Source organism: Cupriavidus basilensis, from assembly GCF_000876015.1.
Classification (GTDB): domain Bacteria; phylum Pseudomonadota; class Gammaproteobacteria; order Burkholderiales; family Burkholderiaceae; genus Cupriavidus; species Cupriavidus basilensis_B.
The window spans coordinates 186190-204837 of the sequence record NZ_BBQM01000018.1; the positions used below are offsets into that span (position 1 = coordinate 186190).

Consider the following 18648-nt stretch of genomic DNA (forward strand, 5'->3'; position numbering starts at 1 on the left):
GGAACTTTGCAGCATGGGTTTCCTCTATCATGGCAGACCTTTGCCAACCCCTTTGCCTCAAAGCAAGACGATCCCGTGATCCGACGAATCTCTGACCTGATCGGCAGCCGCCTGTGCGCGCTGGCTGCCGCAGTGGCAGGTGCGATCGCCCTGGTGGGCTGCGCCGATACACCGCTCAACGACCGCGATGCCGTGGCAACCAGCCCCGCCACCGCCACGCCCGCCACCGCAGCCGCGACCGCCGCTGCCAGGCCCGCCACTCCCGCGCCGGCCGCCACCCGCCCGCCACCCGCTCCCGCCGCCACGCCGCCGACCAAGACCGTGACCCTGCCCGCGCAGGGCCGCGTGAGCCTGGCCGAGTACCGCGCGCAGATGCGCCAGCAACTGATGCAGACCGAAAACGCCAGCGCCGACGTGGCCGACTGCGCCGCGCACGCGAGCTGGGTGGTGCCGCGCTCGGTGACGTTCGACGCGCTGAAGATCCCGACCGGCGCGCTCGGCGCCGGGCAGGCCACGGTGGAACCCTGGGACGGACGCTTCTCGCAAGGCAAGCAGGCCGTGCCGGTCAGCTCCGTAGTGACCTTCGCCGCCACCGCGCACAAGCGCAACGGCGAGGCCCAGTGGGAAGCGGTCAAGGTGCGCTGCGGCTACGCCGACGGCATGATGCTGGCCTACGAGCTGCTCGATGGCAGCGGCACCGTCATCAGCGAACCGGCCGCCGCGCCCGCGGTGCGCAGCAACACCCGCCAGGCCGGCAGGCACAAGGGCGGCAAGGCGGCCAAGTCCTCGGGCAAGGCCGGCAAGTCCAGCGCCAGCGGCAAGTCCACCGCCAAGAGCGGCAGCAAGAGCACCGCGAAGTCGGGCAAGAAGGCGCGCTGAGCGACAGCGAGGCTACCGCGTGTTTGCACCCCTCTCCCGCTCGCGGGAGAGGGGTGCGCTGGCGAATGCTGGCGTGCTGGGAAAAAACCATCGGCTTCGTTTCTGGCCGCGATGCTGGAAAAAACCGCTGGCCCCGCTTGATGTGGCTCCTAGCTAAACCGCCCCTCTCCCCAACCCTCTCCCCGTGAGGGGAGAGGGAGAACACCTTGCTTGGGCTAGCTCGGGCGGCTTGGGCGCGTCTAGCGGCTTCGTCAGTCGCCCCGGGCTTTTTCCCTCGTCCGCGTCCCCTCAATCCAACTGCGCCAGAACCGCCTGCAGCATCGCCGCACCCAGCAGCGCGCTGCGCGCGCCGTTCCAGCCGACCACCGGGTCGGGCTGGTCGGCGTTGTCCTTGAACGGCATCTCCAGCGTCAGCGACAGGCAGCCGAAGGCATGGCCGATGTACTTCGAGGCCAGCTTGAGCGCGTCCGCGTTGTACTTGCCGGCGGCGTAGCCGTACACGTCCTGGAAATCGGGCGTGGCGCGCTTGAACGCTTCGATGAAACGCAACTGCTCGGCGCGCTGGGCCTCGGTGAAGCCGGGCAGCATCTCGCTGCCGGCGACGAAGTTGTAGGGCAGGCCTTCGTCGCCGTGGATGTCGAAGAACATGTCGCAGCCGGTCGCCTCGATGGCGCGGCGCACGTGGTACACCTCGGGGCTGGCCTGCAGGCTCGGCGCCATCCACTCGCGGTTCAGGTTGGCGCCGGCGGCGTTGGTGCGCAGGTTGCCGCGCGCCGCGCCGTCGGGGTTCATGTTCGGCACGATGTGGAACACGGCGCGCTCGAGCAGGCGGCGCGCGACCGGGTCGCCGGCCCACATGCCGGTGCCGGTCAGGCGCTGCAGCACGCCTTCGCAGAACCACTCGGCCATCGTCTCGCCGGGATGCTGGCGCGCGATCATCCAGATGGTCTTCTTGCCGTCGCCGGGCTTGCCCACCGTGACCGCGGTCATGTCGCGGCCGTCCACGGTGCTGCCCAGGTGCGACAGGCGCGCCAGCGGCGAGCGCTGCGAGGTGGCCAGCAGCGACAGGTGGCGCTCCTCGGGATACGGCTCGAAGTAGGCCAGCCACACGCTGTCGTGCTCGGGCGTGAACGACACCGTCATGGTGCTGCCGTCGAAGGCGGTCGGCACGCGGAACCAGTACGCGCGGTCGTACGAGGCCACCGCGTGGTAGCCGCGCCAGCCGTCCGGATAGGTGCAGTCGCCCGCGTTGAGGAACCGCAGGCTGCAGGGCTGGCCGGCCGCGCCCTGCAGGCGGAAATGGAACCACTGGCGGAACTCCGCGTGCGAGTCGGCGCGGATGCGCAGGCGGATGTCGCCGGCCTGCGCCAGCGATTCGACTTCGATGGCGCCCGAGTCGAAGCTGGCGGAGATGTGCAGGGCTTGGGTCATGGTGTGCGGGTTCTGTGGTGCGGGTTCTGTGGTGCGTGCGCGCCGGCGCCGCGCGGCAACGGCAAGGAACGGGGTCGGCGATGGCCGGGCGGCGCGGCCGCTCAGTCTTCCAGGCGCCGGCGGAAGACCCAGCGCGCGTCGTCCGATGCGTCCGGGTCGAAGGCATAGCCGTCCTCGGCGAAACGCTTGAGGCTGGCCGGATCCGTGATGCGATGCGTCACCGCGTAGCGCGTCATGGTGCCGCGCGCGCGCTTGGCGTGGAACGAGATGATCTTGTAGCGGCCGCCCTTCCAGTCCTCGAACACCGGCGTGACGATGCGCGCGCCGAGCACCTTGGGGCGCACCACCTTGAAGTATTCCTCGGAGGCGAGGTTCACCAGCACCGGCGCGCCCTCGGCCTTGAGCGCCTTGAAGTCATCCTGCAGCAGCCGCGTGACGTCGTCGCCCCAGAACGTGTAGAGGTCCTTGCCCGCGGCGGTGTCCAGGCGCGTGCCCATCTCCAGCCGGTAGGGCTGCATCCAGTCGAGCGGGCGCAGCACGCCGTACAGGCCCGAGAGGATGCGCACGTGTTTCTGCGCGAAGGCGAGGTCGTCGTCCGACAGCGACGGCGCGTTCAGCCCCTCGTACACGTCGCCGTTGAAGGCCAGCACGGCCTGCTTGCTGTTGGCCGCGGTGAACTCGGGCGACCAGTCGCCGTAGCGCGTGGCGTTGAGCACGGCGAGCTTGTCGGAGATGTCCATCAGCGCGCCGATGTCCTGCGGGGCGAGCTTGCGCAGGCGCGCGATCAGCGTCGCCGAGCGCTCGATGAAACGCGGCAGCGTATGGGTCTTCAGGCGTGCCGGCGTCTCGTAGTCGAGCGACTTGGCGGGGGACAGGACGATGAGCATGGCAAAATCGCGGCAAACACAAAGACCCGATTGTAACGAATGCCATCTCACTCCACCGAAGCCCCCGCCGGCGCCGCGCCGCGCGTGGTGCTCGACTCCAATATCTGGGTCGACCTGCTGGTCTTCGCCGACCCCCATGTCGAGCCCATCCGCGCCGCGCTGCACGGCGGCGCCATCGCCGCGGTGATCCGCCCCGACTGCCGCGAAGAGCTGCGCCGGGTGCTGGCCTATCCGCAATTCGCCCGCTTCGAAGTGGACATCCCGGCCGCGCTGGCCACCGTGGACCGCCTCACCACGGCCCTGGAGATCCCGGCCGAGGCCGACACGCTGGCCGCGCGCCTGCCGCGCTGCCGCGACACCGACGACCAGAAGTTCATCGAGCTGGCCCACTTCGCCCAGGCCGCCTGCCTGGTGTCCAAGGACAAGGCCGTGCTCAAGCTCAAGGGCCGCCTGCGCCGCCAGAGCGGCGTGGACATCCTGCTGCCGCAGGCCTTCCCGGCCTGGCTGGCGGCGCGCGCCGGCGCCGCGCAGGCAACGGCCGATCCCCGCTAGAATGCGGCATTGCCTCTCGCCTTGTTCGCTTCTCCGATCCCCGACCGCCGCTCCTGCCCGACGCCGCCGCCCATGTCCAGCCAGCCTTCCGTCCAGCCCGCCTCGTCTTCCCTGCCGATCACGCCGCCGCCGTCGCGCCTGCCCAAGGTCGGCACCACCATCTTCACCGTGATGTCGGCGCTGGCCGCCGAGCGCAACGCCGTCAATCTCGGCCAGGGCTTCCCGGACTTCGACTGCGACCCGAAGATCGTCGACGCCGTGACCCACGCCATGCGCGCCGGCCTCAACCAGTACCCGCCGATGGCGGGCGTGCCCGCGCTGCGCCAGGCCATCGCCGACAAGGTCGGCAAGCTGTACGGCCATGCCTATGACTGGAACAGCGAGATCACCGTCACCGCCGGCGCCACCCAGGGCATCCTCACCAGCATCCTGTGCGCGGTCCACCCGGGCGACGAGGTGATCGTGCTGGAGCCGTGCTACGACAGCTACATCCCCGCCATCGAGCTGGCCGGCGGCAAGGTGGTGTCGGTGGCGCTCGACGCGCCGCATTTCCGCGTGCCGTTCGACCGCATCGCCGCGGCCATCACGCCGCGCACGCGCATGCTGATGGTCAACACGCCGCACAACCCCACCGGCACCATCTGGCGCGCCGGCGACATGGAGCGCCTGGCCGGGCTGCTGGCCGGCACCGACATCCTGCTGCTGTCCGACGAGGTCTACGAGCACATGGTGTTCGACGGCCAGCGCCACGAATCCGTGTCGCGCCACCCCGAGCTGGCGCGCCGCAGCTTCGTGGTGTCGAGCTTCGGCAAGACCTACCACGTGACCGGCTGGAAGGTCGGCTACGTCGCCGCGCCGGCGGCGCTCTCGGCCGAATTCCGCAAGGTGCACCAGTTCAACGTGTTCACGGTAAACACGCCGGTGCAGCACGGGCTGGCCAGCTACATGGCCGACCCCGCGCCCTACCTCGGCCTGTCCGACTTCTACCAGGCCAAGCGCGACTACTTCCGCGCCGGGCTGGCCGGCACGCGCTTCAAGCTGCTGCCGTCCGACGGCACCTACTTCCAGTGCGTGGATTACTCGGCCATCTCGGACATGAGCGAGGCCGATTTCTCGATGTGGCTCACCAAGGAGATCGGCGTGGCGGCGATCCCGGTGTCGGCGTTCTACTCGCAGCCGCGCGAATCCGGCGTGGTGCGCTTCTGCTTCGCCAAGAAAGAGGAAACGCTGGCGCTGGCGCTGGAGCGGCTGAAGACGCTGTAGGCGCGGTCGGCGCGCCTACAGTCCCCGGCAACGGCGCGCCCGCCGGCCGCGCTACTTCCGGCGGCTGAGCATCAGCTCCGTATTCGCCTTGCGGTCCGCGTTGACCCGCTGCACCAAGGGCCGCTCCGACATGCGCCGGAGATAGTCCTTGACCGGCAGCCCGGCCAGCATGTCCTCGCCGTAGACGATCTTCGTGCAGGCGGAAACCAGCGGCAGGTGCACCACGGCCGCGCAGTCGGCCAGCGTGAAGGTGTCGCCGGCGAGATAGGGCGAGAACTTCGCCAGCTTGCCGAACGCCGGGATATAGCGCTCGAGCAGCCTGCGCTGGCGCTCCTTGGTGCCGTCGCTCACCTTGCCGCCGAAGAAGGCCGCCGGATACAGCTCGCGCGCGGTGAGCTCGAGGTACAGCTCCAGGAACGTCACCAGCTCGCGCACCTTGCCGGCCTGGAACGGGTCCGCCGGCAGCAGCGGCGCCTGCGGGTAGGTGGACTCGATGTAGGCGTCCAGCACTTCGGACTCGCACAGCGGGCCGCGATCGGTGATCATGTAGGGCACCTTGCCCAGCGGCGAGGCTTCGGGATCGGTCTCGCCGAGCCAGGCCAGCTCTTCCTCGAACGGCAGGTTCTTTTCCAGCAGGGCCAGCTTGACCTTGTTGTAGTAGTTGCTGGCGGAAAATCCGCAGAGCTTCAGCATGTCGTCTCTCTCCTTGTTGTGCGGGTCGCGCGGGGGACGCGGCGCGGGGCCGCGAAAAAATTGCCCGGCGAATTGCCCAACGCAAGGGCCGGGCCGCATTGTGTGGCATGGCAGACTCTGGCGGCTGCCTGTGGCCGATCAGCGCACGCCGCTTGCACCGCGCCACTGTCGCGGATGATGCAAAAAACGTACGCTCGTGCTAATTTAACCACAACTTTCTGGACGCACTATGAGCACTTTCACCATCGACACCCTCGGCATCGTGGGCACCGGCGCCATGGGCCGGGGCATCGCGCAGATCGCCGCGCAGGCCGGCCTCGCCGTCAGCCTGTACGACACCAATCCGCAAGCCGTGGCGGCCGCCCGGCAATACCTGCAGGACATGCTGGCCAAGCTGGCCGACAAGGGCAAGATCAGCGCGGCCGACGCCGACGCCGCCCTCGCCCGCGTCAAGCCCTGCAGCGCGCTGGAAGACCTGGCCGGCTGCGACATGGTGCTCGAGGCCATCGTCGAGAAGCTCGAGGTCAAGCGCGACCTGATCGCGAAGCTCGAAGCCATCCTGCGTCCGGAGGCGGTGATCGCCTCCAACACCTCGTCGCTGTCGATCACCGCGATCGCCGTGGGCGCGAAGCACCCGGGCCGCGTCGCCGGCTACCACTTCTTCAACCCGGTGCCGCTGATGAAGGTGGTCGAGGTGATCGACGGCCTGTCCGGCGACCCGGCCGTGGGCGACGCCCTGATGGCGCTGTCGCGCCGCATGGGCCATACCCCGGTGCGCTGCAAGGACATGCCCGGCTTCATCGTCAACCATGCCGGGCGCGGCATGAACATCGAAGGCCTCAAGGTAGCCCAGGAAGGCGTGGCCGAATTCGCCGACATCGACGCCATCATGCGCGAGCAGGCCGGCTTCCGCATGGGCCCGTTCGAGCTGATGGACCTGACCGGGCTGGACGTGTCGCACCCGGTGATGGAGTCGATCTACAACCAGTTCTACCAGGAACCGCGCTACCGCCCCTCGCCGATCACCGCGATCCGCGCGGTGGGCGGCCTGATCGGCCGCAAGGCCGGCGCCGGCTTCTACCGCTACGTGGACGGCCAGAAGCAGGTGCCCGCCGCCGTGCCGGCGCCGTCCGCGCGCCCGGCCAGCGTCTGGGTCAGCCACGCCGACGAGCGCGGCCACGCGATGGTGGTCAAGCTGATCGGCGCGCTGGGCATGACCGCCGAAGCCGGCAACCAGCCGTCGGCCGACGCGCTGATCGTGGTCACGCCGCTGGGCCTGGACGCCACCGCCTGCGCGCTGCACGAAGGCCTGGACCCGAGCCGCGTGGTCGCCATCGACACGCTGATGCCGTTCGAGGCCACCAAGCGCCGCACGCTGATGACCACGCCGGCCACCACCGCCGCCGCGCGCGAGGCCGCGCACGGCCTGTTCGGCGCCGACGGCGTGCCGGTCACGGTGATCCGCGACTCGGCCGGCTTCGTGGCCCAGCGCATCGTCTGCTCCATCGTCAACATCGCCAGCGACATCGCGCAGCAGCGCATCGCCACGCCGGTCGACATCGACCTCGCCGTCAACCTGGGCCTCGGTTATCCCAAGGGCCCGCTGGCGCTGGGCGACGCGATCGGCCCGGACCTGGTGCTGACCGTGCTGCGCAACCTGGAGCGCCTGACCGGCGACATGCGCTACCGCCCCAGCCCGTGGCTGTGGCGCCGCGCCGGCCTCGGCCTGTCGCTGCTGGCCGAAGAGCAGTAATCCGCGCGACCGCAAGCCCCCCGGCCTGCGGTCGTTTCGCATCCGCCCCCGGCCGGCGCGGACTCCGCCTCCGCGCCGCCTCGTTTCCCGCCCCGCCGCCATGACCGCTCAGCTGCTTTCCGAACGCGTCGACACCACGCTGGTGCTGACCATCTCGAACCCCGAGGCGCGCAACGCGCTGCACCCGGACATCTACGCGGCGTCGCAGGAAGCGCTGGAACAGGCCGCGCGCGACGACGAAGTGCGCGCGGTGGTCATCACCGGCGCCGACGGCACGTTCTGCGCCGGCGGCAACCTCAACCGCCTGCTCGCCAACCGCGCCAGGCCGCAGTCGGTGCAGGCCGAAAGCATCGAGGTCCTCAACCACTGGATCGAAACGCTGCACGCGTTTCCCAAGCCCATCATCGCCGCGGTGGAAGGCCCGGCCGCGGGCGCCGGCTTCTCGCTGGTGCTGGCCTGCGATTTCGTGGTGGCCGCCAGCGACGCCAAGTTCGTCATGGCCTACGTCAAGGTCGGCCTGACCCCGGACGGCGGCGGCTCCTACGAGCTCGCGCGCGCGCTGCCGCGCCAGCTTGCCTCCGAGCTGATGATGGAAGGCAAGCCCGCCGACGCCGCGCGCCTGGCCCACTTCGGCCTGGTCAACCGCGTGGTGCCGCACGGGCAGGCGCTCACCGAGGCGCTGCGGCTGGCCGAAGCGCTGGCCGAGCAGTCGCCCCACGCGGTGGGCCGCATCAAGGCGCTGATCAACCACGCCGGCACCGCCAGCCTCACCCAGCACCTGGCCGAGGAGCGCGACAACTTCGTGGCCGCGCTGCACCACAAGGACGGCGGTGAAGGCATCGGCGCCTTCCTGGAAAAACGCAAGCCGCGCTACCGCTAGGCGCGCGGCCGGCCGGACATGCCCGCGCAGACGGGCGGGCCACGCCAGCACACGGAACACCCGGAACAGACCAAGAACGGAGACAGCATGAGCGAAAACGTTTCGAACTTCGAAGGCACGCGGCCGGTGGCCGAGCAGCAGCGCTTCGACCTCGCCGCCCTGGAAGCGTGGATGGGCCAGCACGTGGCCGGCTTCGCCGGCCCGCTGGCCATCGAGCAGTTCAAGGGCGGCCAGTCCAACCCCACTTTCAAGCTGATCACGCCGGGCCGGACCTACGTGATGCGCGCCAAGCCCGGCCCGAAATCGAAGCTGCTGCCCTCGGCGCACGCCATCGAGCGCGAATACCGCGTGATGGCCGCGCTGGCCGGCACCGACGTGCCGGTGGCGAAGATGTACGCCATGTGCGAGGACGAGGCGGTGATCGGGCGCGCCTTCTACATCATGGAATTCGTCGCCGGCCGCGTGCTGTGGGACCAGTCGCTGCCCGGCATGAGCACGGCCGAGCGCGCCGCCATCTACGACGAGATGAACCGCGTCATCTCCGCGCTGCACACGGTCGACTACCAGGCCATCGGGCTGGGCGACTACGGCAAGCCGGGCAACTACTTCTCGCGCCAGATCGAGCGCTGGAGCAAGCAGTACAAGCTGTCCGAGACCGAGAGCATTCCCGCGATGGATTCGCTGATGGCCTGGCTGCCCGGGCACATCCCGCGCGAGGACGCCGACCTGACCTCGATCGTGCACGGCGACTACCGCCTCGACAACCTCATGTTCCACCCCACCGAGCCGCGCGTGCTGGCGGTGCTGGACTGGGAGCTGTCCACGCTGGGCCATCCGATGGCCGACTTCGGCTACCACTGCATGAGCTGGCACATCGCGCCCGGCCAGTTCCGCGGCATCGCCGGGCTGGACTACCGGAGCCTGGGCATCCCCGACGAAGCCGCCTACCGCCGCACCTACGAGCAGCGCACCGGCCGCCCCATCACCGGCGACTGGAACTTCTACCTCGCCTTCAGCATGTTCCGCATCGCCGGCATCCTGCAGGGCATCATGAAGCGCGTGGTGGACGGCACCGCCTCGTCGGCGCAGGCCCTGGACGCCGGCAAGCGCGCGCGGCCGATGGCGGAAATGGGCTGGGAATACGCCAGGAAGGCCAGGCAATAGGTCCACGCCCGGCCGCGCCGGCCCGCGGCGCGGGCCACGGCGCGGCAAGCCCCGCTTCCCTGCCGGGAACGGGGCTTTTTTTTCGGGCCATGTTGTCGTATCACACGATGTGTATTTGATGACGCCGCCTGATCGCGGAATGCGCAGAACAAGCCACAGTCGCGGCATGTCAGCAAAAACCCGCCCCTAGACCAGCCGGAAACTTCAAGCTATCATCCAACACATACGACAACATACAACGAAGCCATACCGGAGACAGCAGCAATGCCGACCACCCGCCGCACCTTCCTCAGCCAGCTTTCCGCCCTGGGCGCCACCGCCGCCGCGGGCGGCCTGGGCGCCGCAGGCACCCTTCTGTCGTCCGCCGCGCAGGCCGCCGACTGGCCCACCCGCCCCATCCGCCTGGTCGTGCCCTACCCGGCCGGCGGCTCGTCCGACATCATCGCGCGCCTGATCAGCAAGCAGCTCGGCGAGGCGCTCGGCCAGCCCATCGTGGTGGACAACCGCCCCGGCGCCAACGGCAACATCGGCGCCGCGATGGTGGCGCAGGCCGGCACCGACAACCACACGCTGCTGCTGTGCGACGTCGGCGCGCTGGCGATCAGCCCGTCGGTCTACACCAAGCTCACCTTCGATCCGGGCAAGGACCTCAAGGGCGTGTCGATGCTGGCCTACTCGCCGCACCTGCTGGTGGTGCATCCGTCGGTGCAGGCCAATAACCTCAAGGAACTGGTGGAGCTGTCCAAGCGCACCCAGCTCAATTTCGCCGTCACCGCCATCGGCAGCGCGCCGCACCTGGCCGGCGTGGCGGTGGCGCAGGCCACCGGCGCCAAGTGGCAGTACGTGCCCTACAAGGGCGGCTCGCAGGCCGTGGCCGACACCGTGGGCGGCGTGGCACAGGTGCTGATGAACGGCATGCTGGCGACGCTGCCGCAGGTGCAGGCCGGCAAGCTCAAGGTGCTGGCGGTGTCCAAGAAGACCCGCATGCCGCTGGTGGGCCAGGTGCCGACCATCGCCGAACAGGGCGTGCCCGGCTTCGAGTCCGGCACGTGGCAGGGCGTGATGGCCCCGGCCGCCATGCCCGACGCGCTGGTGGCGCGCATCAGCGCCGAGCTGATCCGCATCATCCGCACGCCGGAAGTGCGCGCGCAGCTGGCCGGCCAGGGCGCCGAGGTCGTGACCATGACGCCGCCCGAGACCAACAAGTTCTTCGTCGCCGAGCGCGCGCGCTGGGCCGCGGTGGTCAAGCAGGCCGACGTGCGGCTCGACTGAAGCCGGGCCCCGGCGCGGGGCCCGGCCACGCTACGCCGTGGGGATGGTCCCGCCGTCGATCACGTATTCCGTGCCGCTGATCGCCGCCGCGCGCGGCGAAGCCAGGAAGGCGATCAGGTCCGCCACCTCGGCCGGCTTGCACGGACGCCCGAGCGGAATGCCGCCGAGCGCATCCATGATGATCCGCTTGCCGCCCTCGTAGTCGGTGCCCGCCTGCCGCGCGAGCCGCTCGGCCAGCGCCACGGCGGCCTCGGTCTCGACCCAGCCGGGCGCGACGCGCACCACGCGCACACCCTTCGGCGTCACCTCTTTCGACAGGCTCTTGCTGTAGGTCGACAGCGCGGCCTTCGCCGCGGCGTAGGCCGTGGTGGATGCCGGCAGCGGCAGCCGGTCCTGGATCGAGGTGACGTGGATGATGACGCCCGCGCCCTGCGCCAGCATGCCGGGCAGCAAGGCCCGGTCCAGCCGCACCGCCGGGAACAGGTTCAGATGCAGCTCGCGGTACCACGCGGCGTCGTCGAGCGCGGCGAAACCACCCGCCGGCGCCGACGAGCCGCCCAGCACGTGGACGACGATGTCCACGCCGCCCAGGCGCTCGCCGACCGCCGCCGCCACCGCGGCGCAACCATCCTCCGTGGTCAGGTCGGCATCGACGAACAGCGCCTGCGGCAAGGCATCGGGGCGCGTGCGCGCCGTCGTCACGACGCGCGCGCCCGACTCGCGAAAGCGCGCCACCACGGCCGCGCCGACGCCCCTGGTGCCGGCGGTCACGAGGACGCGCCGCCCCTTCAGCTCGAGGTCCATGCCCATCAGCCGATCTCCAGCGATGCGATGCGGCCGCCGCGCAGCCCGAACACGTGCGCGAGCCGGACCGGGCTGCCGGGAAAATCGCCGGCAACCTCGGCCATCACGCTCACGCCGTCCCCCTGCCGCGATGCTTCCAGCGGCTCGACGCGGTACGCATACCTGCGCCGCGCGTCGCGCAGCCAGGCCCGGATGGCCTCTGGTCCCTCGTGGGTGCGGCCTTCGTCGCGCACGGCGGCATCGTGCGCCAGGCAATGCGCCAGCAGCGCGTCGTCGGCGCCGTTGCTGACCGCGAAAAAGGTGGCAATGGCGTCAGGCAGTGGCAAGCTCATGGTTTTCGGTGCCCGGGATTGCGGCAGGAATTTGCGATACCGGGATTCTCGGCATAAGCTGCCCGCCCATCAAGAACGCACGAAAAAGTAAGCTACCCACCCATGAGAAAGGTCTATACGCCCGCGACGGCCGCCATCGGCGTGGAAGAGATGCTGCGGCTGATCGACGGGCGCTGGAAGCTGGTCATCCTGTTCCACCTGTTCGACGGCAAGGTGCGGCGCTTCTCGGACCTGGAGCGGCTGATCCCCGCCGTCTCGCAGAAGATGCTGGCCCAGCAGTTGCGCCAGCTCGAAGCCGACGGCATCGTGGCGCGGCAGGTCTATGCGCAGGTCCCGCCCAAGGTGGAGTACCGCCTGACCGCGTGGGGGCAGGCGCTGTGCCCGGCGCTCGATGCGCTGCTGCTGTGGTCGGAGCAGAGAGCGCTGCCCGCGGGGAAGGAAAGCGGGGACTGACCGGCGCGCCCGGCCGCGCGGCGGCTGGCGATGGCGTGAAACGAAAAAGGCCGGCTCGCGCGAGCCGGCCTCGAATTGCTGACAGACCTCCGATCACCGACGGTTGGCTCCCCTCTCCCATGAAATGGGAGAGGGGAGAAAACAAACGGCAGGCCGGCCTCGCTCAATCCCCCAGCGCCACCCCTTCGCGCCGCGGATCGGCGCCGCCCGCCCACGCCCACTTGCCGTCCGGGCGCTGGCGCCGCACGATGGCCTGCGTGCCGCTGGTCATCTCGATCTGCGCCACCTGGTGCCCGCGCGCGGCCAGGCCCTGCGCCAGCGCCGGGCTGACGAGTCCCGCTTCCAGCTCGGTCGGGCCGTTGCGGCTGCCGAAGTTGGGCAGGTTGATGGCCGCCTGCACGTCCATGTTCCAGTCCAGCAGGCCCACCAGCGTCTTGGACACGTACTCGATGATCTGCGAGCCGCCGGGCGAGCCCACCGTGGCGGCCAGCTTGCCGGTCTCGCGGTCGAACACCAGCGTCGGCGCCATCGACGAGCGCGGGCGCTTGCCGGCCTGCACGCGGTTGGCGACCGGCTTGCCGTTCTCGCTCGGCACGAACGAGAAATCGGTGAGCTGGTTGTTCAGCACGAAGCCGCGCACCATCAGGTGCGAGCCGAAATAGCTCTCCACCGTGGTGGTCATCGAGATCGCGCCGCCGGCGTTGTCCACCGCCACGATCTGCGAGGTCGACACGCGCGGCGGCGAGCGGTCCGGCGCGAACGCGACCCGCGTGCCGGGCGGCACGCCGGGCTCGGCCTTGCCCGTGCTCCGGTCGCCGATCAGCGCGGCGCGCTGGGCCAGGTAGTCGCGGTCGATCAGCCCGGCCACGTTGACCGGCACGAAGTCCGAGTCCGCCACGTAGAGCCCGCGGTCGGCGTAGGCCTGGCGTCCCACTTCCGACACCGCGTGCACGGCGTCCACGGTAGGCTCGAAGCCGGCCGGCGAAGCCACCTGCCGCGGCGTCATCGCCGCCAGCGCGTATTTCGGGTCGCGCGCCTCCAGCGCCTGCAGCGTGCCGAGCATCTGCGCGATGGCGATGCCGCCCGACGACGGCGGCGGCATGCCGCAGATCTTCCAGCGCTTGTAGTCGCTGCACACCGGCACGCGTTCCTTGGCGCGGTAGTCGCGCAGGTCCGCCAGCGAGAGCGAGCCCGGGTTGGCGCTGCCGTTGACCTGCCTGACGATGTCGGCGGCGACCGGGCCGGCGTACAGCGCATTGGGCCCGCGCCGCGCGATCTCGCGCAGGGTGCGCGCCAGCGCCGGGTTCTTCAGCATGGTGCCGGCCGGCTTGGCCTTGCCGTCGGGCCCGAGGAAATAGGCGGCCAGCTCGGGCGAATCCGGCAGGAACTTGTCGGCGGCGATCTGCGTGTAGAGGCGCGGCGAGATCGGGAAACCCTTCTCGGCCAGCTCGATGGCGGGCTGGAACAGCTTCGCCCAGGCCAGCCTGCCGTGCTGGCGGTGCGCCAGCTCGAGCGCGCGCAGCACCCCGGGCGTGCCCACCGAGCGGCCGCCGATCTGGCCTTCGCTGAAGCTCATGGGCTTGCCGTCGGGGCGCAGGAACAGGTTTTCGCCGGCGCCAGCGGGCGCGGTCTCGCGGCCGTCGTAGGCCTGCACGCGCTTGCCGTCCCAGTACATGATGAAGGCGCCGCCGCCGATGCCGGTGGCCTGCGGCTCGACCAGCGTCAGCACGGCCTGCATGGCGATCGCCGCGTCGATGGCGGAGCCGCCGTCGCGCAGGATCTTGCGGCCCGCCTCGGTGGCCAGCGGGTTGGCCGCCGCCGCCATGTGCCGGTCCGCGAACGTGGTGGTCATGCCCTGCCGGTAGCCCGATGCCACTTCCGGCGCGGGCGGCAGCGCGGCAACCGCGGACGCGGCCGATGCGGCGGGAGCGGCGCCGGCGGCCGGCGGCGCGCCGGTCTGGGTCGAGCAGGCGCCTAGCAGCGCGAGCGCCGCGGCGGCCGCGAGCGGGCCACGCCAGAGCGCCGGGGAATATGCCTGGATTGCCATGCCGAACTCCTCCTGGGGGGGAAACCTGCATTGTAGGGCGCCCGCCCGCGCGCGGCACCCGCCGCCGGCTGCGGGACAGACCGGATGGACCGCGCGCGCCGATCGTGGTCCGGCCCGCGGCGCGGCAGGCTGCCCGCTTTTTTTGCGCCGCCTTAACCCCGCCCGCCGGGCTGCTTCGTTTCACCCGCAGTGCCCCGGCGCCGGCACCGCCGGCGCGGCCCTTTCCGGAGAAATCGACATGCACAAGCGCCCGGCAGTCCTGGCCGTTGCCCTCGCAATGGCCGCATGCGGCGGACCGTCCCCGAACCAGCAGGCGAACCCCGCCGCCGATAGCGGCACGGCCTACCCGCTGCCTGCCCCTGTCATCCTGCCCAGCGAGCCCTTCGCCACCGCGCCGGCAATGGCGTTTCCGGCGCCGGCCGTCCCCGCCGCGAAGGCCGGCCGGGCCGAAGCGCAGGCCGACGCGCAGGCCGACGCACGCGCGCCGCTCCACCTCGGCCCGCGCGGGACGCACGCCGCGATCGCCGCGCGCCAGCCGCAGCCCGACTGGCGCGCCGGGCCCGCGCGCGAGCGCTACGGCGCCATCGAGGAAAACGGCGTGCAGCAGGTCGCGCAGGCGCCGGTCTCCACCTTCGGCATCGACGTCGACACCGGCAGCTACAGCAATGTGCGCCGCCTGCTCAACGCGGGCCGCCTGCCGCCGGCCGACGCGGTGCGCGTGGAAGAAATGGTCAACTACTTCCCCTACGACTACGCGCCGCCGCGCGACGGCCGGCCCTTCGCCGTGCACGCCGAAGCCGCGCCCGCGCCGTGGCAGGCCGGCAACGTGCTGCTGCGCATCGGCATCAAGGCCGCCGACACGGCGCGCGCGAGCCTGCCGCCGGCCAACCTGGTGTTCCTGGTCGACGTGTCCGGCTCGATGTATTCGGCCGACAAGCTGCCGCTGCTCAAGTCCTCGCTCAAGCTGCTGACCGGCGCGCTGCGCCCGCAGGACCGCATCACGCTGGTCACTTACGCCAGCGGCACGCGCGTGGCGCTGCCGCCCACGCCGGGCAGCGACAAGACGGCCATCGCCGCCGCCATCGACGCGCTGGTGGCGGGCGGCGCCACCGCCGGCGCCAGCGGCATCGCGCTGGCCTACCAGGCCGCGCAGCAGAGCTTCATCGCCGGCGGCATCAACCGCGTGCTGCTGGCCACCGACGGCGACTTCAACGTGGGCGTCACCGACTTCCGCGAGCTCAAGGCGATGGTCGCGGAAAAGCGCAGGTCGGGCGTGTCGCTGTCCACGCTGGGCTTCGGCACCGGCAACTACAACGACCAGTTGATGGAGCAACTGGCCGACGCCGGCGACGGCGCGTACTCGTACATCGACAACCTGATGGAAGGCCGCAAGGTGCTGGTCGAGGAGATGAGCTCCACGCTCGCCACGGTGGCGCGCGACGTCAAGATCCAGGTCGAGTTCAACCCGGCCACGGTCAGCGAGTACCGCCTGATCGGCTACGAGAACCGCACCCTGAAACGCGAGGACTTCAACAACGACCAGGTGGATGCCGGCGACATCGGCGCGGGGCACACCGTGACCGCGCTCTACGAGCTGACGCTGGCCGGCAGGCCCGGCCTGATCGATCCGCTGCGCTACCAGCGCGCGCCGGCCGCAAGCGGCAACGCCGGCGAACTGGCCCACGTCAAGCTGCGCTACAAGCGCCCGCAGGCGCAGGCCAGCGAACTGCTGGAACTGGCGGTGCCGGCCGGCGCGGTGCGGCCGCTGGCGCAGGCCGGCGATGCCTTCCGCTTCGCCGCCGCGGTGGCCGGCTTCGGCCAGTTGCTGCGCGGCGGCAGCCATGCCGGCACCTGGCGCTATGCCGATGCGCGCGCGCTCGCGCTCGGCGCGCGCGGCGACGACCGCTTCGGCTACCGCGGCGAGTTCCTCCAGCTCGTGGACCTGGCGCAGGCCCTGTCGACGCATGCGCCGCTGGCGCAGGGCGACGGCCCCGCGCCGCGGCCCTGAAGCACGCGCGGTGGCGCCGCGCGCGGCCCGCGACGATGCGCGGCGCTGTCATATACTGCCGCGCATGAATGCCTCCGCGCCCGACCGCATGCCCGCCAGCGCGCATGCCCCGCCAGCCCAGCCCGCCGCCGGCCTGTCCGCGCTGGCCGACACCGACCTCATGCTGCTGGTCGCCAACGGCCTGATCGAGCAGCCGGTGGCCGAGCTGTTCCGCCGCCACAACGCGGCGCTGTACAACTACGTGGCGTGGCTGTGCCAGGGCAACACGGGCGAGGCCGAGGACGTGACCCAGAAGACCTGGGTCAAGCTGATGACCCGCTGCGGCGACTACCAGCCCAGCGCGGCGCTGCGCACCTTCCTGTTCCAGATCGCGCGCAACACCTGGCTCGACACGCTGCGCGGCGCCTACGAGCGCCAGCGCGACACGCTCGGCGAAGACCACCTCGCGCTGCCCGCCGGCGACCTCAGCCCCGAGGCCGAGGCCGCGCTGCGGCAGAACCTGCAGGGCGTGCGGCAGGCGCTGATGGCGCTGCCGGCGGCGCAGCGCGAAGTGATCGTGCTGCGCTTCTTCAGCGAGATGAGCGTGGAGGAAATCGCGCAGACGCTGGGCGAGAAGTTCGAGACCGTCAGGAGCCGGCTGCGCTACGCCTTCGCGCGGCTGCGCGAGAGCCTGGCGGCGGTGGCACCGCAGGAGCGCCAGCCATGAGCGCGGACGAACGCTTCATCGCCGGCGAGGACCGGCTCGCGGCGCTGCTGCGCGCGCTGCCGCCGTTCACGCCGCCGCCCTCGCTGGAAACCGCGGTCATGGCCGCGGCGCGCGCCGCGCAGGCCGCGCGGCAGGCGCGCGCAGCCACGAACGCGAACACGAACGCAGCCGATGGCGCAGCCAGCGCCGATGCCGATGCCGGCGCCACGTTCACCCCGTCCGCCGGCCTGCAGGCCGCCGTGATGGCGGAAGCCGCGCGCCTGCAAGCCGCGCAGGCCGGCCGCCGCGCGGCCGTGCTGGAAGAAGTGCGGCGCGGCGACAGCCCGCAGCGCGTGCTGGGCGCGCCGGTCGGCGCGGCGGCGCAGGCGTGGCTGCGCGAACAGGCCGAGGCGCAGCAGCAGCAGGCGGCGCAGCGGGACACCGCGCCCGCCGCCGGCCAGCCCGCCGCGCCGCGCCGCGCGCGCCGCTGGTGGCCCGCGCTGGGCGTGCTGGCGGGCACGCTCGGCGTGGCCGCGCTGTCGCTGCAGATCGTGCTCCGGCAGATGGACGTGCGCGACGGCGCGCTGCTGCTGCCGGACACGCCCCACGCCACGCGCCAGGCAAGCGAGCCGCAGGCCACGCCCGCCAGCCCGGCCGCGCCAGCGCCAGCACAAACGCAGGCACAGACGCCGGAGCCCGCGCCGGCGACGAACGTCGCGGCCCCGCCGCCCGCCACCGCGCCGGCCGCGCCGCCCCATCCGGCGCCCGCGCAAGAGCCTGCCGCGGCGGCCAGGGCCCGTCCCGCGCAGGAAGCGCCAGCCACGCCGGCGCCGGATGGCGACGCGCGCAAGTCCGCATCACCCGCCACATCGCCTGCCACATCGCCCGCCGCAGCCGCCGCGCCGGCCGTCCCGGAAACGCGCGCGGATCGCGCCGGACCCGCCGCCGGCCCGGCCGCGGCGGATGCCGCATCGCCAACCGCGCCGCCGGCACCGGCCGCGGTTGCGCCGGCTGCGCCAGTCGCGCCAGTCGCTCCGGCCACGGCGCCGCTGCCGGTGCCGCCCGCTCCGCCGGCCCTGGCGCCGCGCATTGCCGCGCCCGCGCCGGCGGCGATCGCCCCGGTGCCGCAGCCCGCCGCCATCGCCCCGGCGCCGCCGGCCGCGTCCCCCGCGCCGGCGCGGGCCTTGCAGGGACATCGCTGGGCGCTGCGCGCGGCACCGTCGGACCAGGCCGTGCACTCGCTCGCGCAGCCCGCGCAAGCGGTGACGATGGGCCTGCGGCTGGAGCCGCAACTGGCGCTGGAGCGCCTGATCCCGGATGCGCCGGGCGCGGAGCAGGCCAGCGCCGCGCCGCTGGCCCTGCGCATCACGGCGGCGGCGCCGGACAGCCCAGCGGTCCGCGCCTGGGCCGCGCGCTTATGGCAGGCGGTGCCGGCGGCGCGCCGCCCGCCGCTGCCCTACGCGGTGCAGGCCGACAGCACGCTGCCGCCGGATACCGTGCGCATCGAGCGCATCGACGACGGCGCGCGCTGAACGGCGCGCGGGG

Annotated in this window: 17 protein-coding genes; 11 read left to right on the top strand and 6 right to left on the bottom strand. The window is 71.7% G+C overall.

Translation table 11 applies throughout. The features are described 5' to 3' along the window. The first annotated feature begins 75 nt into the window (after positions 1 to 75). Positions 76 to 879, top strand: a complete 804-nt coding sequence (locus tag KF708C_RS19480; protein WP_231401556.1) for a BspC domain-containing protein — start codon at positions 76 to 78, stop codon at positions 877 to 879. 288 nt (positions 880 to 1167) lie between these two features. Here KF708C_RS19480 and KF708C_RS19485 read toward each other — a convergent pair whose 3' ends face one another. Together KF708C_RS19485 and yaaA are read right to left on the bottom strand one after the other, a co-directional pair. Then, the gene (locus KF708C_RS19485; RefSeq protein WP_059412966.1) at positions 1168 to 2310 is read right to left on the bottom strand and encodes a M14 family metallopeptidase; all 1143 of its coding nucleotides are present in this window, start codon (positions 2308 to 2310) and stop codon (positions 1168 to 1170) included. Between the two features lie 101 nt (positions 2311 to 2411). Then, the gene (gene yaaA / locus KF708C_RS19490; RefSeq protein WP_059412967.1) at positions 2412 to 3197 is read right to left on the bottom strand and encodes a peroxide stress protein YaaA; all 786 of its coding nucleotides are present in this window, start codon (positions 3195 to 3197) and stop codon (positions 2412 to 2414) included. Between the two features lie 39 nt (positions 3198 to 3236). Between yaaA and KF708C_RS19495 the strand changes: the two genes are divergently transcribed. Next, on the top strand, positions 3237 to 3749 hold the full coding sequence (locus tag KF708C_RS19495; RefSeq protein ID WP_020201388.1) for a putative toxin-antitoxin system toxin component, PIN family: 513 nt from the start codon (positions 3237 to 3239) through the stop codon (positions 3747 to 3749). Positions 3750 to 3821: 72 nt separating this feature from the next. Continuing rightward, positions 3822 to 5012 (top strand): pyridoxal phosphate-dependent aminotransferase, encoded by a 1191-nt coding sequence (locus tag KF708C_RS19500; protein ID WP_059412968.1) that lies wholly within the window; start codon positions 3822 to 3824, stop codon positions 5010 to 5012. A gap of 51 nt (positions 5013 to 5063) precedes the next feature. Here KF708C_RS19500 and KF708C_RS19505 read toward each other — a convergent pair whose 3' ends face one another. Continuing rightward, positions 5064 to 5705 carry a glutathione S-transferase gene (locus tag KF708C_RS19505; RefSeq protein WP_059412969.1) on the bottom strand — a complete coding sequence of 214 codons (642 nt, stop codon included), beginning with the start codon at positions 5703 to 5705 and terminating at the stop codon, positions 5064 to 5066. Between the two features lie 229 nt (positions 5706 to 5934). On the opposite strand from KF708C_RS19505, the gene KF708C_RS19510 reads away from it, so the two are divergent. From KF708C_RS19510 to KF708C_RS19525, 4 genes are all read left to right on the top strand, one after another. Further along, positions 5935 to 7458: a 3-hydroxyacyl-CoA dehydrogenase gene (locus KF708C_RS19510; RefSeq protein WP_059412970.1), complete on the top strand. Its 1524-nt coding sequence runs from the start codon at positions 5935 to 5937 to the stop codon at positions 7456 to 7458. Between the two features lie 100 nt (positions 7459 to 7558). Next, positions 7559 to 8338 carry an oxepin-CoA hydrolase, alternative type gene (locus KF708C_RS19515; protein WP_020201383.1) on the top strand — a complete coding sequence of 260 codons (780 nt, stop codon included), beginning with the start codon at positions 7559 to 7561 and terminating at the stop codon, positions 8336 to 8338. Positions 8339 to 8425: 87 nt separating this feature from the next. Then, a complete protein-coding gene (locus tag KF708C_RS19520) occupies positions 8426 to 9502 on the top strand; it encodes a phosphotransferase (protein WP_059412971.1) in 1077 nt (358 codons plus the stop codon). A 264-nt stretch (positions 9503 to 9766) separates the two neighbouring features. Then, positions 9767 to 10774, top strand: a complete 1008-nt coding sequence (locus tag KF708C_RS19525) for a Bug family tripartite tricarboxylate transporter substrate binding protein (protein ID WP_059412972.1) — start codon at positions 9767 to 9769, stop codon at positions 10772 to 10774. Positions 10775 to 10804: 30 nt separating this feature from the next. Here KF708C_RS19525 and KF708C_RS19530 read toward each other — a convergent pair whose 3' ends face one another. Next, on the bottom strand, positions 10805 to 11584 hold the full coding sequence (locus KF708C_RS19530) for an SDR family oxidoreductase (protein ID WP_059412973.1): 780 nt from the start codon (positions 11582 to 11584) through the stop codon (positions 10805 to 10807). Continuing rightward, positions 11584 to 11910 (bottom strand): nuclear transport factor 2 family protein, encoded by a 327-nt coding sequence (locus tag KF708C_RS19535; RefSeq protein WP_059412974.1) that lies wholly within the window; start codon positions 11908 to 11910, stop codon positions 11584 to 11586. The genes KF708C_RS19530 and KF708C_RS19535 overlap by 1 nt, the downstream gene beginning before the upstream one ends. Positions 11911 to 12012: 102 nt before the next feature. Here KF708C_RS19535 and KF708C_RS19540 point away from each other — a divergent pair, with 102 nt between their 5' ends. Continuing rightward, entirely contained in the window at positions 12013 to 12363 is a 351-nt protein-coding gene (locus tag KF708C_RS19540) for a winged helix-turn-helix transcriptional regulator (RefSeq protein WP_059412975.1), read from the top strand. 163 nt (positions 12364 to 12526) lie between these two features. Here KF708C_RS19540 and KF708C_RS19545 read toward each other — a convergent pair whose 3' ends face one another. Further along, a complete protein-coding gene (locus KF708C_RS19545) occupies positions 12527 to 14410 on the bottom strand; it encodes a gamma-glutamyltransferase family protein (protein ID WP_020201377.1) in 1884 nt (627 codons plus the stop codon). Positions 14411 to 14648: 238 nt separating this feature from the next. Between KF708C_RS19545 and KF708C_RS19550 the strand changes: the two genes are divergently transcribed. From KF708C_RS19550 to KF708C_RS19560, 3 genes are all read left to right on the top strand, one after another. Then, a complete protein-coding gene (locus KF708C_RS19550; RefSeq protein ID WP_059412976.1) occupies positions 14649 to 16418 on the top strand; it encodes a vWA domain-containing protein in 1770 nt (589 codons plus the stop codon). Positions 16419 to 16482: 64 nt separating this feature from the next. Continuing rightward, positions 16483 to 17124 (top strand): RNA polymerase sigma factor, encoded by a 642-nt coding sequence (locus KF708C_RS19555; protein WP_155887960.1) that lies wholly within the window; start codon positions 16483 to 16485, stop codon positions 17122 to 17124. Next, the gene (locus tag KF708C_RS19560; protein WP_059412977.1) at positions 17121 to 18635 is read left to right on the top strand and encodes a hypothetical protein; all 1515 of its coding nucleotides are present in this window, start codon (positions 17121 to 17123) and stop codon (positions 18633 to 18635) included. The genes KF708C_RS19555 and KF708C_RS19560 overlap by 4 nt, the downstream gene beginning before the upstream one ends. The last annotated feature ends 13 nt before the right edge of the window (positions 18636 to 18648 follow it).